Source organism: Algoriphagus aquimarinus, from assembly GCF_007997215.1.
Taxonomy (GTDB): domain Bacteria; phylum Bacteroidota; class Bacteroidia; order Cytophagales; family Cyclobacteriaceae; genus Algoriphagus; species Algoriphagus aquimarinus_A.
This window is the reverse complement of the sequence record NZ_VORW01000010.1, coordinates 35,956-54,302: the sequence shown is the minus strand read 5'-3', so window position 1 is coordinate 54,302 and position 18,347 is coordinate 35,956. Positions and strand designations below refer to the sequence as shown.

Here is an 18,347-nt window from a genome sequence, read left to right as displayed (position 1 = left end):
GGAATCTCGCTTGGTTTATAATCATCCCAGTGTGTGTCGTTTGCGACATGCTCGATTTCATGACTCTTAGTTTAAAATAGTTTGGAACAATACACCTTCCGTTTGATCGGCAGTCCTCAGGTTAAAATCCAGGTACTCTCCATTTGCCCATTTAGCAATGAAATTACTGTAATACTTACTTCCAGGATTGCCCGATTGCCCTCCAGGGTAAATGCCAAAAGCCTTTACATCTGCTCCTAATTCTACGACCATTCTCCAACTTGCCCCATGTCTTTCACTTGTAGCGTTTATTATTCCTGAACCTCCACCTGTGTAGACATTCTCCACAGAAAAGGATTTAAACTGTGGAACAAGGTGCTTAATTGTTGTTTTCTTATAGTTGGCCCATGAGAAATCGCCCTCCTCTAACTCCCATTTTTTCATGTCGGTAAGCATTTCTAGAAACCCCTGTTTCACATGGGCTGCGGCTGTTTCCGTTTCTGCTGTATTTTTTAAATCAAACACAGGCCCACTGGGCTCATTTTTCATAAACAAGACTGTCTGATAATAGCTAGGTAAAACAATGGGAGCAACATTGTCAGACAATTCCTTCCATACTTGACTATAGGTTTTTCGCCACCAGATATAAAATAAGGATGGTCCCTTTTGATTAGGATCCGCATAAAAGTCCCATTCTTTCAATAAAGTGATATACTTTTTTGCCTGGTCATCATTTTCAAACTCACTTCCTAACAGCTCGAGCATAATCGGTAATGCTTCCGCCGCATGTAAGTAGTAATCATCGAACTGTAAAGCCTGTATATCTTCAACTGTGATGTCTTTCATCTCGCTAAGCCGACTATTAATCCTACGATTTCTATAAAATTCAAAACTGTTGTCAAACACGTAATAAGGGTAAGTCGAGTCTGTAGGATGCTGATTGGCGGAACTTACAAATCCACGAGAAGGATTTAAGGTACTGGCATTTTGTTCATTCGGAATATATCCTTGCCATTCCATTCTTGGATCGGCTCCATCCATAAAGAATTTGCCTTGCCCTTTCCATTTCAAGGGAAACTTACCCTGAATTCTCATAGCGATATCTCCACTTTTGGAAGCAAAAACAAAATTCTGAGCCGGTGCTGTGTAATTATCCAAAGCGGCATTGTAGTCATCGTGGCTTTTGCCAGCATTAAGCATTAAAAAGGTTTTCTGCTCATTTGAACCTTCATGCACATTCCATTTCAAAGCGAAATTCACATCCTGACGGTTAGAATTGAAGGTCTTATCATAGACCACTGGCCCATAATGCGTATAGACAACAGTATCAAGGTATGCCTCTTCGCCTTTCACTTTTATTTCCTCTATTCTAAAAGAAGTCTGTTGCCACTTTTCACCGTAGCGGTAAGCTTGTCTCGATTCATCCTGAAAAGTGATTTTGTACCAATCCCGTGTATCCCGGGTAGCATTAGTGACTCCCCAAGCAATATTCTCATTGAAACCGGAAATGACTCCCAAAGCGCCCGGGAGCGTTGCTCCTTTCACAGAGTACTCAGGAGTAGTCAATTGCATGGAATACCAGAGTGACGGCAGATTCAAACTCAAATGTGGATCATTTGCCAAAATCGGATTACCACTTTTAGTTTTCGATCCCGAAACTGCCCAGTTATTTGAGCCTGTTCCTTCCTCTGGCTGTGGCAAAGGGTCAATTACTAATTGATCATCTGGATAATTAATGCTGTCTGGGCGTGTTACTGCTAGTGGATTGAAATTCCATTTATGGCCTGCTTCAATGATAGGTTCTACTCCCGTTGGATATTCTGGATAAAGTTTATCCAGCATCACATCTCCCAGGATTTTACGCAGATTGGAATACTCCAAATCACGATCTCCTACCAACATGTCGGTCATGTATTTCAGTAAAAGAATGGATTTGAAAGCCGTCCAGTGCTCAGGTCTATAATTAAGAATTTTATATTCAACGGGTAACTGAGCATCCTTGAGTTGATCTATGTACTGATTCACTCCATCTGCATAAGCCTCTAATAAGAGGAAAGATTCAGGATCATTTTCTTGAATAAATGTCACTCCCTTCTCAGCACCATAAGCCAAACCTTTTCTACGGGTAATTCTATCCAGATCCAAAGCCAGCGGGCCTACTATTTCAGATATTCTTCCTGCTGCTGCCATGGTTTGAAATTCCATTTGCCAAAGTCTATGCTTTGCCGTGATGTATCCCTGTGCCCGGTATAAGTCAGCCTGAGTATTTGCAAAAATGTGTGGAATTAGATTTTCATCATAAACCACTTTCACTTCGCTACTCAACTTGTTGAGCTCGAGTTTATCCTCCGCCAATTCATCTTCAGAGATTGAATTTTGCCAAAATCCATGGTAAGGATCGAGTAAAGGGGCCAAAGGAGGGATTGTTCCAAACTGTCTAGAAACTGATAGTGCCAAGGCAACTGTCAAAGTCAAAACGACTAAAAAACCTATATACTTCATGGATTCGATTTCAGGTAATGTGACGAATTTAGCCCAATCTGGGAACTATTAATCAAACTGGGCCATCCTTTTGATAGCTATCAACAAAAAAGCCCTCAAAAAATGATTTTGAGGGCTTACATATGAATATAAAGCACTAATTAATCGAGATGGGTAACTTGAGTTTTTCCCAACGTATAATTAATCCTGGATTACTAATGTCCATTACTAGCCCTTCTTGATTACTTTCTTCCCAAACAGGGTTTACTTCAACTCTCAATACATCATTTTTCTCGTCATATTGAAAATGGCCATGTTCTAGATCCCATTCAGAATTGAAAATCACAGTCCAAGGACCTGTTTCCTTTGGGATAGTGAAAAGAGAGTATTTCCCAGCAGGAAGTTTTTTGCCTTCCACTGTCATGTCCTCGGATAGGTCCACATAGGATGCTTCATTAGCACCTGTTCTCCATACTACGTTGTATGGTACCAAATCACCCCATAATTCCCTGCCCTTCACAGCAGGAGAACCATACTGTACTTTAAATGCCTTACCGGCAATTTGACCTTCTTTCACCATCAGTGGGCTCGGTCTGGATTCCACTGCCTCAGCTGCTTCCTTGGTTTCAGCTGCAACTTCAGACTCTGAGGATTCAGAGGTCTTTGATTCACTGCATGAAGCAAAAGCCAAAGCAATCATTGCTGTCCCTAAAATAGTTCGGTACGTTTTCATAGTGGGTAAATTTCTATCGAAATAACTAATATTTAGTAAATGAGCAAAATTCAAGCCTCTCTTTCATCATTTACACAGCAATCATTTGCTTCAACATCAAAAATTTTACCTTTACGAAATAGCTAAATGATTTATACCTATCAATTTTCACTTGGATCGAAGATTGCTTTGAAGGTAATACGCACACATTCCTCAATAGGATCATGATTTATTGCATAATATATTGCCTGATCAATTTCAATTCATGAAGATTATTACATGGCTCATTTTTGCCGCTTCACTTATATTGTTTGCAAGCGTATATATCTCACCGGAGTATTTTCAATACGTAGGATTATTGCCATTTTTCATTCCGCTAATTTTGCTTTTGAATCTATTCTTACTGGTGATATTGATTTTGTCATGGAGAAAACTATCCTTTCTACCTCTTTTAGCTTTACTTATCGGCTATAAATTTTTTCTTGCCACATTTCAGATCCATCCTAAAAATGAAGAAGCTGAAGGTTTAAAAGTTCTTACCTACAACGCTCACATGTTTTTCGACAACCCAAAAAGTAAGGTCACCCCAGATTCAAATGTCCTCTCTTGGCTTCAGAATCAACCAGCAGATGTGAAGGTATTTCAAGAATTTTATCAGGATAATACTACCCCATCACGGGATGCTGTAAAGATTCTTGGTAAGAATTCTAACTACAAAGTCTCCTATCATATCACCGATGGTAATCCGAGCAAAAAATCAAATGGCTTGGCTATTTTCTCCAAATATCCCATCATCAATGACGGAAAGGTATTCGATGCCCAAGGGACTAACGGTGCTATTTTCGCTGATATTCTAGTGAAAAATGACACCATTCGTATTTATAACACTCACTTGGAATCAATGAGGATAAACTCAGATGGGCTGGAAAACTTAGAAGGGGTCAAGGAAAATTACAGGCAAACATTAAGCAAGCTTCAAAGAGGTAGCTTGGCTAGAAGTAAGCAACTTAAAGTACTATTGGAGCACATGAATAATAGTCCCCATCCCTTGATCCTAATGGGAGACTTAAATGAAATCCCCTACTCATACACCTATTTCAAATTGGGTGAAAATTATCAAAACGCTTTTGAGAATGCAGGAAGAGGTTTTGGTTTCACATACAACCGTATTCTTTTCTTCTTAAGAATCGATCATATTTTCTCCAGCCAAAAGCTCAAGGCTGTTCAATTTAAAACTCACAGAGAGGTTGATTATTCGGATCATTACCCTGTATCAGCGACATTCACCTGGGAAGGGTTTGGGGAATAGCTATACGTTTTTCATTTCTTGAATTTTTTCTCCCACATCTTTTTTAAGGGTAAAAGTACTAGTGGCAGGAGCATCAAATCTGCTATAAGCGCAAAAATCATAGAAGCGGAAATCAACAAACCCGTAAAATGGGTTACACCAAACTGGCTAAAGATCAACAAGCCAAATCCAGCTGTCAAGACTATTGAAGTCAGAACTATAGCCTTTCCTGTTTCTAAAAAGGTACGTTTCAATGCATAAATCAGGTTTTTACCTAAGACAAGCTCGTGCTTCAGTCTACTCATGAAGTGGATACTATCATCCACTGCTATCCCAAATGCCACTGTAAATAAGATCGCCGTAGTCAACTTAAACTCAATACCCAAAACATACATGAGCCCTAGCATCCATATGAGTGGGATGAAATTCGGTATGAGCACAAGAAATGAAATCCGCCAAGACCTAAATAAAAAACCTACGATGACACCTACCAAAAGAAAAGCTACACCGAGTCCTTTTGCCATCTGTAAGGTCACAGATTTGTGTCCTTTATCTATTAAATAAGATGTGCCAGTCCATCGCACTTGGAGCAATTCCGGGTCTATCTTCTCTTGAACGAATACAAGCAATTCATCCCGTAGTTCTGTCATTTTCAATGAGCCCAGATCTGGCGTTCTCGCACTGATCCTTCCTGATTTTTGATCAACAGATAATACCTTTGAATCACTTTCCTCTACTGCTTTTTCGAGCCATTTATTCATTCTCTGCCTCTGCCCCTGAGATGGTAGTTGGAAAGCTTTAACATCACCTTGGTTTTGAGCTTGATTGATAGATTTCACCAAAGTCAAAGGAGAAATAGCCTGTCCTTCGCCAAACAACTCATTGATCTTCGTTTCCACCTTACCCAATTCTCCGAGCACATGATAGTCCAGTAAAGAATTTGCTTTTTCACCTACTGAAATATAAATCTCCAAAGGATTTGAACCTCCAAATTGCTCATCGAAATACTCAAAATCCTGTCGAATAGGATGATCAAGAGGCAGGTTATCTAAAAGGTACCCATTGATCTTAAGCGTTGAGCCTAAGGCGATGCAAAGCAAAGTAATCCCAAGAAATGACAGGCTGATAGATTTTCTATGCTTCAATTGCCAGGAAAAAATCTTTAATAATACACCGGGATTTTCAGCCTTGTGAGGAGATTGGGAAATATTAATAGGAATTAGATATAATAAACCTGGAGCAAGTGAAATCACAGCAAAAAACATCACCAACACTCCTAGCCCAGTGGTCCATCCGAAATCCTGCAGTGCTGGGATGGTAGTAAAATAGAGTGAAATGAAACCTAGTGCTGTCGTCAACACGGTTAACCAAACAGGCACAACTAACTCCTTGAAAACAGCCCGAATTGCTACAGCCTTCTCATCGCCTTCTTTAAGTTTTTTTATTAAATGAGTGAAAAAATGAATCAAAGCACTTAAGCCTACAATCATGAAAATAGTAGGCTGCATGATTGACATCACGTCTAGTGGTTTCCCCAAAAAGACAAGTAAGCCAAAAGCCCATGCGACACCAATAATCAGGACTAAAAGCGGAATAATAACACCCCACCAAGCTCGAAAAATCAGGATAAGCAAAAGCAACATCAGCACGATCGAGCATCCGAGAAACAACCCAAATTCATCCTGCATCAACTTGATAAAATCACCCTGTGTTTGGATTTTTCCTGCTACTGCAATTGGTTGAATATCATGCTGCCTGAAAACACTTTTTATAGCACTATACAAGCTGTCTCCATCTACCTTAGATATATTCTGCTCGTTTTTGATCCAGAGCAAAAGTGAATTCCCATCCTTGGAAATTAGCTGAGAGCTATATTGATCCAAATTAGATGAAGTTTTACGAAGAGAATTGTCGTCTGACCAATCCAATACTTTTCTATTCCTCAATCCGAAAACCCCAATGATTGGTTGCTCAAAATTCAGGATTGAAATGACCGTGTCTACTTTATCCAATCGTTGGATTTCAGTGTGTATGCTGTTGGCTTTTGTTAGGAAATCAGTTGACAAGAGTTCTTTTGGCTCATTACTTAGGGCCACTAGCAAGTAGTCGTTATCATTTTCAAACTGACTTTTGAAATTTTGATAGAAATCTAAGTCCTGATCATTCTGTGGGAAAAATGTCTCAAAATCATAATTAAACTGAGGAATTGGGCGAAAAATTATCAGCAAAACACTGAGTAAAGCGGCAAATATTAGAAAAGCGTACGCTGCTGATTTTTGGAACATCTGTTAGTTATAAATGGCCTTCATACCTATTCCACGTTTCAAGTATAATAAGATTGAAGCTGCTTTGTTCTAAATCAATTCCATTTATTCTCTGAACTGCTTAACTTGCCGAAACTTGAAAATCAAACAGACGAGATGAAGCAATACCACGATTTGATGCGCAAAATCCTAGATGAAGGAGCAGTAAAAGGAGATAGAACAGGAACTGGAACGCGGAGTATATTCGGTCATCAGATGCGGTTTGATTTATCTAAAGGTTTCCCTGTAGTAACAACCAAGAAGGTTCACCTTCGATCTATCATCATTGAGCTACTTTGGTTCCTCAAAGGAGATTCTAATATCAAATACCTCAACGATAATAAGGTGTCCATTTGGAACGAATGGGCAGACGAGAATGGTGATTTGGGCCCAGTTTATGGCTATCAATGGAGACATTGGCCAGATGGCAAAGGGGGAGAAATCGATCAAATCAAAAATCTTATCCATCAAATAAAGACCAAACCAGACAGTCGCAGACATATTGTAAGCGCTTGGAATGTGGCTGATGTGGACAATATGGCCTTGCCTCCCTGCCATACAATCTTCCAATTCTATGTAGCTGATGGCAAATTGAGTTGCCAACTCTACCAGCGTAGCGCAGATGTTTTTCTTGGAGTGCCTTTCAATATTGCTTCTTATGCTTTGTTCACCATGATGGTGGCTCAAGTTTGCGGATTAGAGGCAGGTGACTTCGTTCACACCTTTGGCGATGCACATTTGTATTCCAATCACTTGGAGCAAGCTGAGTTGCAACTGAGCAGAGAACTTAAGGAATTGCCAACAATGAAAATCAATCCTGAGATCAAGGATATTTTTGAATTCAAATACGAGGACTTCGAATTGCTTAATTACGATCCGCACCCACATATTAAGGCAGCAGTGGCCGTTTAAATAAGTATCTTTTTTCATTCACTTATATCACAAAAAAGCCCTGAATCGATTTTGATTCAGGGCTTTTTGAGTCTATTTCTCTAGCTCATATTTAAGGGTCTTCCCTTTCTGCACTGCCGGAAGTCCTTCTGACATCCATAGTGGAGCTGGCGCGCCTTTGAGATAATGATCAAAAAACTGACTGAGGCGGACAGAAAGATCTTTTCGGTTTTTTCGCTGTACCAGATTGTGGTCTTCGCCATTGTATTGGAGTAGCCATGCCGGTTGATTCAAACGCTTCAAAGCCATAAACATTTCTATTCCCTGGTACCATGGCACAGAACCATCCTCGTCGTTGTGCATAATCAATACTGGAGTTTTCACACGATCCATAAAGAACAAGGGCGAGTTTTCTAAATAATAAAGAGGTTTTTCCCATAGCGTACCTCCTATTCTAGATTGAGTTTGTTCGTATTGGAACATACGACTCATGCCTGTACCCCATCGGATTCCTCCGTAAGCTGAAGTCATATTCACTACCGGTGCACCTGCTCCTGCAGCTTTGAACATATTCGTCTGAGTGATCAAGTAAGCGACTTGGTAGCCGCCCCAACTTTGACCTTGGATCGCCATATTATCTGAATCCACAAATCCTTTGGCAACAATAGCCTGCACTCCTGGGATTATACAGTTGTAAGCGCTAGGTCCTGGAAGTCCCAATTCATACTTGATGTCTGGGACGAAAACCAAATAATCATTACTCACAAAGTATGGAATATTGATCGTGGATGCGCTTGGTGCTGGTGGTCTATAATTGTGTAAGCCATCACTATTACGCTCATAGAAATACACCATCAGCGGATATTTCTTGGAAGCATCAAAGTTCTCTGGTTTAAATAATAAGCCTTGTAATGGCTCTCCATCATTTGTTAAATAATCCACCAATTCCACTGAACCCCAATTCACATTGGCTTGCTGAGGATTTAGATTGGATACTTTTTTGAGGTTTTTGAAAGAAAGATCTCCCAAATACATATCTGGATTCTCCGTATAAGTGGACTTAGTTAGAAATACCTCGGAGCTTTCTTTTGCTTTGGTGAGACCGTTATAACGATTTGCTGACATGATTAACTGCTTCGGAGCAGACTTTCCGTCGAATGAGCCAGTGAAAAAACCGGCCTCTTTAGTCTTTTCATTGAAAGCAGTTAGTAACAATTGCCCTTTAGGATCAATGCTTCTTTCTTCTCTATCCAGATCCTGTCTTCTAAAGATCATATAGGATTTTCTACCTGCTCCTTGAGTCAAATTAACTGCTGCAGCAGGATTTTTTGGGTCTATTTTCCAAATATCAAATCTGTCATATACTAAAAATGCTTCGTCTCCTGCTAACCAACCTGCACTTCCATAGCTCCCAGGAAGAGATGGAGAATCGTGTAATTCTTCATAAAACACTTCGGAAAGGCCATTGGTAAGATTGATTTTAGCCTTTTGAGCTACATCGTAGGTTACCCAGCTACTATCACGTCCATCGTACCAGTAAACATATTTCCCTTCTGGAGAGATAGAGGGGACACCTGAAGCATCTTTTTCAATCAGAGTTCTGGCACCATCCTTAAAGTCTACCAAATATAAATCTCGGCCAGTCTGTATATCCCAGCTGTAGTTTATTCGGTAAGGCGCATCAGTCCAAGCTATACCAAAATCGCGTTCTATTTTTGACTCCAGACTTACATTTTTCACGTCAAGATCTGCGAGCTGAGTGATTTTATCGGTTTTCAGATCAATCGTAGCCAAATAAGAAAAATTCTCTTCTCGGCCTTTATTTTTCAATTGCATAGGCTGAATCTCAGAATCCTGCCATCCCCAAATATCTAAACTAACTCTCTCATCATCCAATATCGTAGTATCATTTTCATAGGTATAGTCCACATATTCCGGGGCTACTCCAAAAAACAAGCGTTCTTCGTTCTCAGAGAAAGTAAGGTTACCATTCTCACTGATTCTCCCATTTGTGAGAATTCCGTCAGAATCTTTGTTAGCTATTTCCTTAAGATTTCCATTCAGTGTCTGAACAAGAAAGAGTGAATGATAAGGTTTTTTGGATTTGGTAGAATCATCAGTAGAGAGATAAGCGAGGTATTTAGCTTTTGGCGAAAATGTGACATCCGAATAAGAAGTCATTCCTTCAGATATCATTTTGCTTTCTCCATTTCCTAGGTTCAACAGATAAATGGCTGCGTTGTCCAATGTATCTTCCTCTGCCAGAACATAATGAAGGAATTCACCATTTTTAGAAAAGCCATAAGACTTAACTCTTTCAAAGTCATAGCTTACTGAGCCATCTAATTTTCTGACAGAAAGATTAGTCCCGTCTGTTTTCTTCGGCTTAGCCACCTTCGCTGTAGAATCTGCCTCTACATTTCCCTCACCCTTTGCTTTCTTCTCTTTCTCTTTTTCAAAATGAATAGCGATCCAACTCCCTGCTTTCTCTGGTGTGGCAAAAGATTTTACTCTTGGGAGTTTCTCTAATTTTCCTTCTGCCATATTATAGATGAAAAGACTATCTGCAGGCATATCATCCTTCTTGGTTTTTTTCAATTTCAATACATAGACAGAATCTTTCTCAGGCACAATCTTTCCAATTGCAAATGCATCATCAGCCGAAAAGTCAAATGCGGATCCTCTAGAGATAATCTGGCGCTTGTTGGGATCCTTGAATGAGAAAATCTCTATTCGCCCATCGCCATCTTGAGGCGCCACCTGATAACCAACCCACTTCCCATTTTTAGTAATCTTTTCAGATGCCAACCTTTCCCAGCCATCATAATCTGAGTGAGTAAGAGGCCTTTTTTGCTGTGCAAAAAGTGTTTGTGATCCGAGGAGCAGAACAATCAGCAAAACTCCAAATCTTTTAATTTTCATCTTGTGGCGAATTAAAGGTTAGACCCTGTCCTACAAACCAAAATAAAACATTTCTAATAGTTTATAGTAGAAATTGGTAGCAAGGAACACTTCAAAAATAAAAACACCATAGTTCCCTGCCCTAACCGCTTAAAAAAAAAGCCGGCTAAACCGGCTTGTTATTTTTTGATAATTAATTCGAAAGTTTCTATACCGTAGTTTTCATAACCAGGTACAGGCTTACAATCAGGTAATTTCCTTAGCACATAATCAATTCGCTCTTTCAGGCCCTTATCTACATCGCTCATTACTTCGAAACCACTTAATCTACCCATCGAATTCACTTGAAGCAGAACTTTTACTTCTTCCACATTAGCAGATTTTTTTGTTCTGAATAAAAATGGTGAATAACTATCAAGTATATCGAGCGTATTTTCAGACCAAACCCAATGTGAATTAAGATTTTTGGCCAAATTATTTTCAATAGTTGTTAGAGGCGCAAAATTCAATTCAGATGCTACTGTGCTTTTTGATGAAGCTGAAGTATTATCCACACTTCTAATTCTCAGATTATGGTATTCAACAAAACTTTCTTCGGAAAAAGAATATCCATGTGAAACTTGGGCTACCAAAGATTTACCCACAAGAGGTGTGAAGAGAAAAAGAATAAAACTAATGTAGGTAAATATCCGTGGTGCAGGCATTTGATGATATGGGCTGAATAAAAACAAAAATACAATATTTAAATTTTCAAATACAATATTCTGTATTATAAATATTGGAAAGAAAACAAAAAAGTCTCGCCAGAAGCAAGACCCTTTTCAGAATATAAACCCAAATATAACTTTAGAGATTAAAAGTTTCAATTGAAATTAACTAAAATCTGAAAATACAAATGATCTCAGATTTTAATTTGACTTTTTACTCTACGAACAAAATATTCATCTGAACATTTATATCGAGTCCAAAGTAAGTTGATTTTGCTTTTAATTACAAATTGAAAAAATAATTTTGCAATATTTTGAAGAATCTCTAATTTACACGCAGATTCATTAACAATCATCCAAAATCAGCCAAGAAAAATGGATAAAATTTTAGATATCGACAACATAGACTTGAAGATCATTTCCCTTCTCAATGAAGATGCTAAGACTCCCTATACAGAAATAGCGAAAAAAGTCTTCGTTTCATCAGGGACAGTGCACGTACGAATGAAGAAATTGGAGGATATGGGCATAGTCAAAAGTGCTACATTGAATATTGATTTCTCAAAACTTGGCTATGACATATCAGCATTCCTGGGGATTTATCTTGAGAAGAGTTCACTTTACGATACTGTCATCGAAAAACTTAAAACAATTTCAGAAGTAGTCAGTGCTTATTACACAACAGGTAATTATTCGATTTTCGCAAAAATCATCTGTAGAGATACAAACCACCTAAGATTTGTGCTTGATAATATTCAAAAAGTAGAAGGAATTGACAGAACAGAAACCTTAATAGTATTGGAAGAATCGATTAACAGACCAATTCAGTTTTTCGACAAGGAGAAATAATCCAATTAAGATTAAATCTAAATAAAAAATTTAATCGTTAAATTAAAAATCAAAAGTATTGAACCTTCAATACTTTTTTTTTGTAAAGACCTTATAGAGTATATGAAAAGGGCGATTTGTATTGAAGTTTTATATGATCGATAGAATTATCCAATAGGTTCAAACATGATATTTTCATTATATGTTGTACCTTCGCCGTTAAAATGTAATTAGTCTAAATAACTCACACAAATGAGCAAAGACAATCAGATTTTAGAAGAACTAACGTCAAAAGAATACGAACACGGATGGTCAGTGAACTACGAAGCCGATGAAGCTCCAGTAGGATTAACTGAAGAAACTATACGTTGGATATCTGCCAAGAAGGAAGAGCCTCAGTGGCTTCTCGATTGGAGGCTTAAAGCTTTCAAAACATGGCAAGCCATGTCAGAGCCAAAATGGGCTAATGTCCATTATCCGAAAATTGACTTGCAGTCTCTAAAATATTATTCAGCACCAAAGCTTGCCAGCAAGCCTAAAAACCTAGATGAGGTCGATCCCGAATTGCTTGATATATACAAGCGCTTGGGTATTAATCTTAATGAGCAAAAGAGACTTCAAGGAATCGCAGTAGATGCGGTATTGGACTCAGTTTCAGTAGCCACTACCTTCAAAGGCACACTTTCCAAACTTGGAATTGTGTTCTGTTCATTTAGCGAAGCTGTTAAAGAGCATCCTGAATTGGTGAAGAAGTATTTGGGTTCTGTGGTTCCAATGACGGATAACTACTATGCGGCACTTAATGCTGCTGTATTTTCCGACGGATCTTTCTGCTATATCCCCAAAGGCGTTCGTTGCCCAATGGAGCTTTCTACTTATTTCCGAATCAATGCAGCAAACACTGGTCAGTTCGAAAGAACCCTGATTGTAGCTGAGGACGAGTCATACGTGTCTTACTTGGAAGGCTGTACTGCACCGCAACGTGATGAAAATCAATTGCACGCAGCAGTAGTGGAAATCTACGCTGGAGCGCATGCTGAGGTAAAATACTCAACTGTTCAGAACTGGTTCCCAGGATCCAAAGAAGGAGTAGGTGGTATTTACAACTTCGTAACTAAGCGTGGTATTTGTGCTGGTGATTTCTCCAAGATCTCTTGGACTCAGGTAGAAACAGGTTCTGCAGTTACTTGGAAGTATCCGTCTTGTATCCTAAAAGGAGACAATTCCATCGGAGAATTCTACTCAGTAGCGGTAACTAATAACTATCAGCAAGCAGATACTGGAACGAAAATGATTCACATTGGTAAAAACACCAAGTCAAGAATCGTATCCAAGGGTATTTCTGCAGGAAAATCTCAGAACTCTTACAGAGGTCAAGTACAAGTGATGAAGCGCGCTACTAATGCACGTAACTTCTCTCAGTGTGACTCCCTATTGATGGGTGATCGCTGCGGAGCTCATACCTTCCCTTATATCGATATCCACAATTCAACCGCAAAAGTGGAGCATGAAGCTACTACTTCGAAAATCGGTGAGGATCAGCTTTTCTATTGCAACCAAAGAGGTATCGCTACAGAAGATGCGGTGGCTTTGATTGTAAATGGATATGCGAAAGAGGTATTGAATCAATTGCCAATGGAATTTGCTGTGGAAGCACAGAAGTTGTTGGCTTTGACACTTGAGGGATCTGTAGGTTAATTTGAAATTAGAGATTTCTGATTTGAGATTATGGCAACCATCACCCGATTCGAAGATTTAGACATCTGGCAAAAGGCGAGAGAATATTGCAAAATGGTTTTTGCATTGACTCAAATAAATGGTTTCCAAAATGATTTCAGTCTTAAAAATCAAATTAACTCATCTTCAGGCTCTATTATGGACAATATAGCTGAAGGCTTTGAGCGAGAAGGGAATAGAGAATTCATCCAATTCTTAAGTATAGCCAAAGCATCAGCCGGTGAGTCAAGATCTCAGTTATACAGAGCTTTTGATCGACACTATATTTCAGAAGAAACACTCAGTGTAGCTTCTGAAAAAAGCCTAGAAATCAGCAAGTCTATTTCTGGATTTATAAAGTATTTAAAAGAAAGTGAGATTAGGGGAAATAAGTTTAAAAGCTAAAAACCAGGTTTCCTCAATTTCAAATTTCAAATTTCAAATTTAGCATTATGCTTAGTATAAAGAATTTGCACGCCTCTATCGAAGGGACTCCAATCCTAAGAGGCATCAACCTTGAAGTGAAAGCAGGAGAAGTTCATGCGATCATGGGGCCAAACGGTTCAGGTAAATCTACTCTTGCTTCAGTATTAGCAGGAAGAGAAGAATATGAAGTGACTGAAGGTGAAGTTATTTTCAAGGGAATAGACCTGCTTGAACTTTCTCCAGAAGTTAGAGCAAGAGAAGGTGTATTCCTTGCTTTCCAATATCCGGTAGAAATCCCAGGTGTAAGCTCTACTAACTTCCTAAGAACGGCAGTTAACCAAGTAAGAGAATACCGTGGTCTAGAGCCATTGGATGCTGTGAAGTTCTTGACTTTGATGAAGGAAAAGATGAAGCTTGTCGAGATTGATCAGAAGCTTCTGAGCAGATCTTTGAACGAAGGCTTTTCCGGAGGAGAAAAGAAAAGAAATGAAATATTCCAGATGGCAATGCTTGACCCTACCCTATCCATTTTGGATGAGACGGATTCAGGACTTGATATCGATGCACTTCGTATCGTTTCCAATGGAGTAAATCAATTGAAATCAGATAAAAACGCTACAATCGTAGTGACTCACTACCAGAGATTGTTGGATTATATTGTTCCGGATTTTGTGCACGTATTGTACAACGGAAGAATCGTAAAATCAGGCACCAAAGAACTAGCAATGGAGCTTGAAGAAAAAGGATACGACTGGATCAAAGAAGAAGTCGATTCTAAAGCTACAGTCTGATTTTCATTCTAAAAAACTACTCATGAGTACGCTTATTAAGCATGAAACACTTGGAGAGATGTTGAATTCCAGCAGTAAAGGTTTTGAAAAAGCCCGAGCTGAAGGAAAAGAAGCATTCGAAAACCAAGGCTTTCCTACCAATAAATCAGAAGAATACAAGTTCACTGCAATCAGCAAAAAACTCGAGCAAAGCATTCAGAATTATGCTCTAGCTGAGTCATTTGAGGTTACAGCAGAAGACGTGAAAAGCAATCTGTTTGAAGGATATACTGGAGATGTGTTGGTATTCACCAATGGGCATTTTCAGCCTAATCTTTCTTCAGCCATCGCAGGAATTGAAGTTTCTCTCCTATCAGAGAAATCTGATACACCAGTTGGAAGCATCGCAAAACCAGCAAAAGATCCTTTCTGCGCACTAAATCAAGCTGCTTTCACAGATGGTATATTCATTTCAGTTCCTAAGAAAGCTGTGGTGGAAAAGCCAATTCTGTTGCTGAACTTCAACAAGGCAATTAACGGCCAAGTGATTCAACCTCGTGTCTGGATCGAAGCGGGTGATTTTGCAGAAGTGACTTTCATCAATCATACAGTTAATTTGAGCGATGTTACCTATTTCTCTAATAAAGTAACAGAAATAAAAGGTGGAGTAAACTCGCAGATTCGTTTTTACAAACTTCAGAATGAAGGGAAAAACGTAATCGAAGTAAGTAATACTGAAACTGACATTCACAAGGACGGAAGATTCTCTTCTGTGACTATTTCTCTTTCTGGAGAAATGGTTAGAAATAACCTGAGCATAAATATCCTGGGAAGTAATTCTGAAGGAAACATGTACGGTCTGTATTTGCTAAATGGCAAATCCCACGTGGATAATCATACCAACGTGGATCATACGGTGCCTCATGCTGAGTCTAATGAGCTATATAAAGGAATTCTTGCAGATCATTCGCGGGGAGTTTTCAACGGCAAAATCTTCGTAAGACAAGACGCTCAGAAGACTAATGCTTTCCAGCAAAATAATAATATCCTGCTTTCCGAAGACGCTGTGGTAAACACTAAGCCTCAATTGGAAATCTGGGCTGATGATGTCAAATGCTCTCACGGCTGTACCACTGGTCAGCTGGACGAAGAAGCATTATTCTACCTTCAGGCAAGAGGAATTGCTAAGGATCAGGCCAAAGGCTTGCTACTTTACGCTTTTGCAGGTGAAGTGCTAGAGCATATCAGAGACGAAAGCTTCCGTAAGTATTGCACAGACCTAGTGCAGGATCGCTTAGGAAGCAAATTCTAAAACACAACATGGGAATTGAAATCGAAAAAATCAGAGGCTTGTTTCCTGTACTCCATCAGGAAGTGCATGGCAAGCCTTTGGTTTATTTTGACAATGCCGCTACGACGCAAAAGCCACAAGCAGTTCTTGATGCGTTGAATAATTACTACTCCACCGACAACTCAAATATTCACCGTGGTGCGCATGCTTTGGCGGATCGAGCTACGAGGTATTTTGAGGAATCTCGGGAAGCTATCCAGCTTTTCATCAATGCGAGAGAATCTGCTGAGGTTCTTTTCACAAAGGGAACTACCGAAAGCATCAACTTAGTAGCTTCCACTTTTGGAAGAAAATTCATTGGAAAAGGAGATGAAATTATCATTTCCACACTGGAGCATCATTCCAATATCGTCCCATGGCAAATGCTATGTGAAGAAAAAGGAGCTATTCTCAAGGTGATACCTATTAATGATGCTGGTGAGATTCTCTTCGATGAATTCGATAAGTTACTTTCTCCAAAGACCAAAATGGTCAGCATTGTTCATGCTTCCAATGCACTTGGCACAATCAATCCAGTCAAAAAAGTAATTGCTGCTGCACATGCTGTGGGAGCGAAGGTACTTTTGGATGGAGCACAAAGTACAAGTCACTTGTCTATAGATGTTCAGGACTTGGATTGTGATTTCTTAGCTTTCTCTGCACATAAGCTTTATGGCCCTACTGGTCTTGGAGTACTTTATGGAAAAAGAGAAGTACTAGAGTCTATGCCTCCTTATCAAGGTGGCGGAGAGATGATCAAAGAAGTGACTTTTGAAAAAACCACTTATAATGAGATCCCTTTCAAATTTGAAGCAGGCACTCCAAATATTGGTGATGTAATCGCTTTCAAAGCGGCGCTTGATTTTGTCAATGCTATAGGAAAGGAAGAAATTCGCCAACATGAAGATGAGTTACTTCGCTATGCAAATGAGCTTTTGTCTCAGGTAAAGGGATTTATTCCAGTGGGAACAGCAGCCGAAAAAGTAAGTGTCTTGTCATTCAACATCAATGCTATGCATCCTTACGATGTGGGAATGATGCTGGATGCCAACGGTATCGCAGTTCGAACTGGTCATCACTGCACGCAGCCACTGATGAAAAGATTAGGGCTGGAAGGAACTGTAAGAGCTTCATTCGCGGTTTACAATTCGAAATCCGAAATAGAAAAATTAGCGGAAGGTGTAAGCCGGATCGCACGAATCAAAAATAAATGAGCAGCATTCAAGAAGTTCAAGATGAAATAGTTTCTGAATTTGAAATTCTAGGAGACGACAAGGAATCGACAATTTATTACATCATGGAGCTGGGCGGAAGCTTGGAAGAATTCCCTGATAATGAAAGAATCGAAACTAATACGATTAAAGGATGTCAATCCAAAGTATGGCTGATAGCTGATGAAAAGGATGGAAAAGTGCACTTTAAGGCTGATTCCAATACGGATATCACCAAAGGATTGATCACACTTTTATTGAGAGTTTTGAACTATCGTATCCCAGAAGAGATTATCAAAGCGGAACTTAATTTCGTAGAGAGAATCGGAATGGGTTCTATTATTGGTAGCCAACGCTCCAACGGATTTGCGTCTATGATCAAGCAAATCAAATTATACGCTTTGGCTATTCAAAGCAAACAAAACGCCTGATAGTATGTCAACAGAGAACAACACAGAAACCACTTCAACACAAATCGAAGGCCTTAAAGAAAAGGTGGTTCAGGCCATCAAACTGGTCTATGATCCTGAAATCCCTGTGGATGTTCATGATTTGGGATTGATTTACGAAATCACGGTTTATCCTGTAAACAACGTGTATATCTTAATGACTTTGACTTCTCCAAATTGCCCTTCCGCAGAGTTTATCCCTTCCGAAGTAAAGGATAAGATCCAGCAGATTCAAGGTATTAACAATGTTGAGGTTGAGTTAACCTTTGACCCCCCCTATTCTCAGGATATGATGTCCGAAGCGGCAAAGCTTGAGTTGGGTTTTTTATAAAAAGTACTTTAAAACTAGTAATAA

15 protein-coding genes are annotated in these 18,347 nt (G+C 39.2%); 10 read left to right on the top strand and 5 right to left on the bottom strand.

Annotated elements, in window-relative coordinates; all coding sequences use genetic code 11:
- Positions 1–66: 66 nt before the first annotated feature.
- The gene (locus ESV85_RS14410) at positions 67–2,481 is read right to left on the bottom strand and encodes a penicillin acylase family protein (RefSeq protein ID WP_146918734.1); all 2,415 of its coding nucleotides are present in this window, start codon (positions 2,479–2,481) and stop codon (positions 67–69) included.
- 136 nt (positions 2,482–2,617) lie between these two features.
- Positions 2,618–3,193 carry a DUF2911 domain-containing protein gene (locus ESV85_RS14405; protein WP_146918732.1) on the bottom strand — a complete coding sequence of 192 codons (576 nt, stop codon included), beginning with the start codon at positions 3,191–3,193 and terminating at the stop codon, positions 2,618–2,620.
- 244 nt (positions 3,194–3,437) lie between these two features.
- Here ESV85_RS14405 and ESV85_RS14400 point away from each other — a divergent pair, with 244 nt between their 5' ends.
- A complete protein-coding gene (locus ESV85_RS14400; RefSeq protein WP_146918730.1) occupies positions 3,438–4,481 on the top strand; it encodes an endonuclease/exonuclease/phosphatase family protein in 1,044 nt (347 codons plus the stop codon).
- A gap of 11 nt (positions 4,482–4,492) precedes the next feature.
- Here the strand turns inward: ESV85_RS14400 and ESV85_RS14395 are convergent, their stop codons facing one another.
- Positions 4,493–6,745: an efflux RND transporter permease subunit gene (locus ESV85_RS14395; protein ID WP_146918728.1), complete on the bottom strand. Its 2,253-nt coding sequence runs from the start codon at positions 6,743–6,745 to the stop codon at positions 4,493–4,495.
- 135 nt (positions 6,746–6,880) lie between these two features.
- On the opposite strand from ESV85_RS14395, the gene ESV85_RS14390 reads away from it, so the two are divergent.
- Complete coding sequence (locus tag ESV85_RS14390; protein ID WP_146918726.1) at positions 6,881–7,675, top strand: thymidylate synthase; 795 nt, start codon at positions 6,881–6,883, stop codon at positions 7,673–7,675.
- A gap of 72 nt (positions 7,676–7,747) precedes the next feature.
- On the opposite strand, the gene ESV85_RS14385 is transcribed toward ESV85_RS14390, so the two are convergent.
- Positions 7,748–10,576 (bottom strand): prolyl oligopeptidase family serine peptidase, encoded by a 2,829-nt coding sequence (locus tag ESV85_RS14385; RefSeq protein ID WP_146918724.1) that lies wholly within the window; start codon positions 10,574–10,576, stop codon positions 7,748–7,750.
- 158 nt (positions 10,577–10,734) lie between these two features.
- Entirely contained in the window at positions 10,735–11,286 is a 552-nt protein-coding gene (locus ESV85_RS14380; protein WP_146918722.1) for a hypothetical protein, read from the bottom strand.
- Between the two features lie 351 nt (positions 11,287–11,637).
- Here ESV85_RS14380 and ESV85_RS14375 point away from each other — a divergent pair, with 351 nt between their 5' ends.
- The 8 genes from ESV85_RS14375 to ESV85_RS14340 all read left to right on the top strand — a co-directional run bounded on the left by ESV85_RS14375 (position 11,638) and on the right by ESV85_RS14340 (position 18,323).
- The gene (locus ESV85_RS14375) at positions 11,638–12,111 is read left to right on the top strand and encodes an Lrp/AsnC ligand binding domain-containing protein (protein ID WP_057935770.1); all 474 of its coding nucleotides are present in this window, start codon (positions 11,638–11,640) and stop codon (positions 12,109–12,111) included.
- A 231-nt stretch (positions 12,112–12,342) separates the two neighbouring features.
- Positions 12,343–13,788, top strand: a complete 1,446-nt coding sequence (gene sufB, locus ESV85_RS14370; RefSeq protein WP_146918720.1) for a Fe-S cluster assembly protein SufB — start codon at positions 12,343–12,345, stop codon at positions 13,786–13,788.
- Between the two features lie 30 nt (positions 13,789–13,818).
- Positions 13,819–14,211: a four helix bundle protein gene (locus ESV85_RS14365; RefSeq protein WP_146918718.1), complete on the top strand. Its 393-nt coding sequence runs from the start codon at positions 13,819–13,821 to the stop codon at positions 14,209–14,211.
- A gap of 47 nt (positions 14,212–14,258) precedes the next feature.
- Positions 14,259–15,023, top strand: coding sequence for a Fe-S cluster assembly ATPase SufC (gene sufC / locus ESV85_RS14360; RefSeq protein ID WP_146918716.1), 765 nt, complete (start codon positions 14,259–14,261; stop codon positions 15,021–15,023).
- A 22-nt stretch (positions 15,024–15,045) separates the two neighbouring features.
- Entirely contained in the window at positions 15,046–16,314 is a 1,269-nt protein-coding gene (sufD, locus tag ESV85_RS14355; protein ID WP_146918714.1) for a Fe-S cluster assembly protein SufD, read from the top strand.
- An 8-nt stretch (positions 16,315–16,322) separates the two neighbouring features.
- Complete coding sequence (locus tag ESV85_RS14350) at positions 16,323–17,546, top strand: cysteine desulfurase (protein WP_146918712.1); 1,224 nt, start codon at positions 16,323–16,325, stop codon at positions 17,544–17,546.
- Positions 17,543–17,974, top strand: a complete 432-nt coding sequence (locus ESV85_RS14345; protein WP_146918710.1) for a SufE family protein — start codon at positions 17,543–17,545, stop codon at positions 17,972–17,974. The genes ESV85_RS14350 and ESV85_RS14345 overlap by 4 nt, the downstream gene beginning before the upstream one ends.
- A gap of 4 nt (positions 17,975–17,978) precedes the next feature.
- Positions 17,979–18,323: an iron-sulfur cluster assembly protein gene (locus ESV85_RS14340; protein WP_146918708.1), complete on the top strand. Its 345-nt coding sequence runs from the start codon at positions 17,979–17,981 to the stop codon at positions 18,321–18,323.
- Positions 18,324–18,347 lie beyond the last annotated feature (24 nt).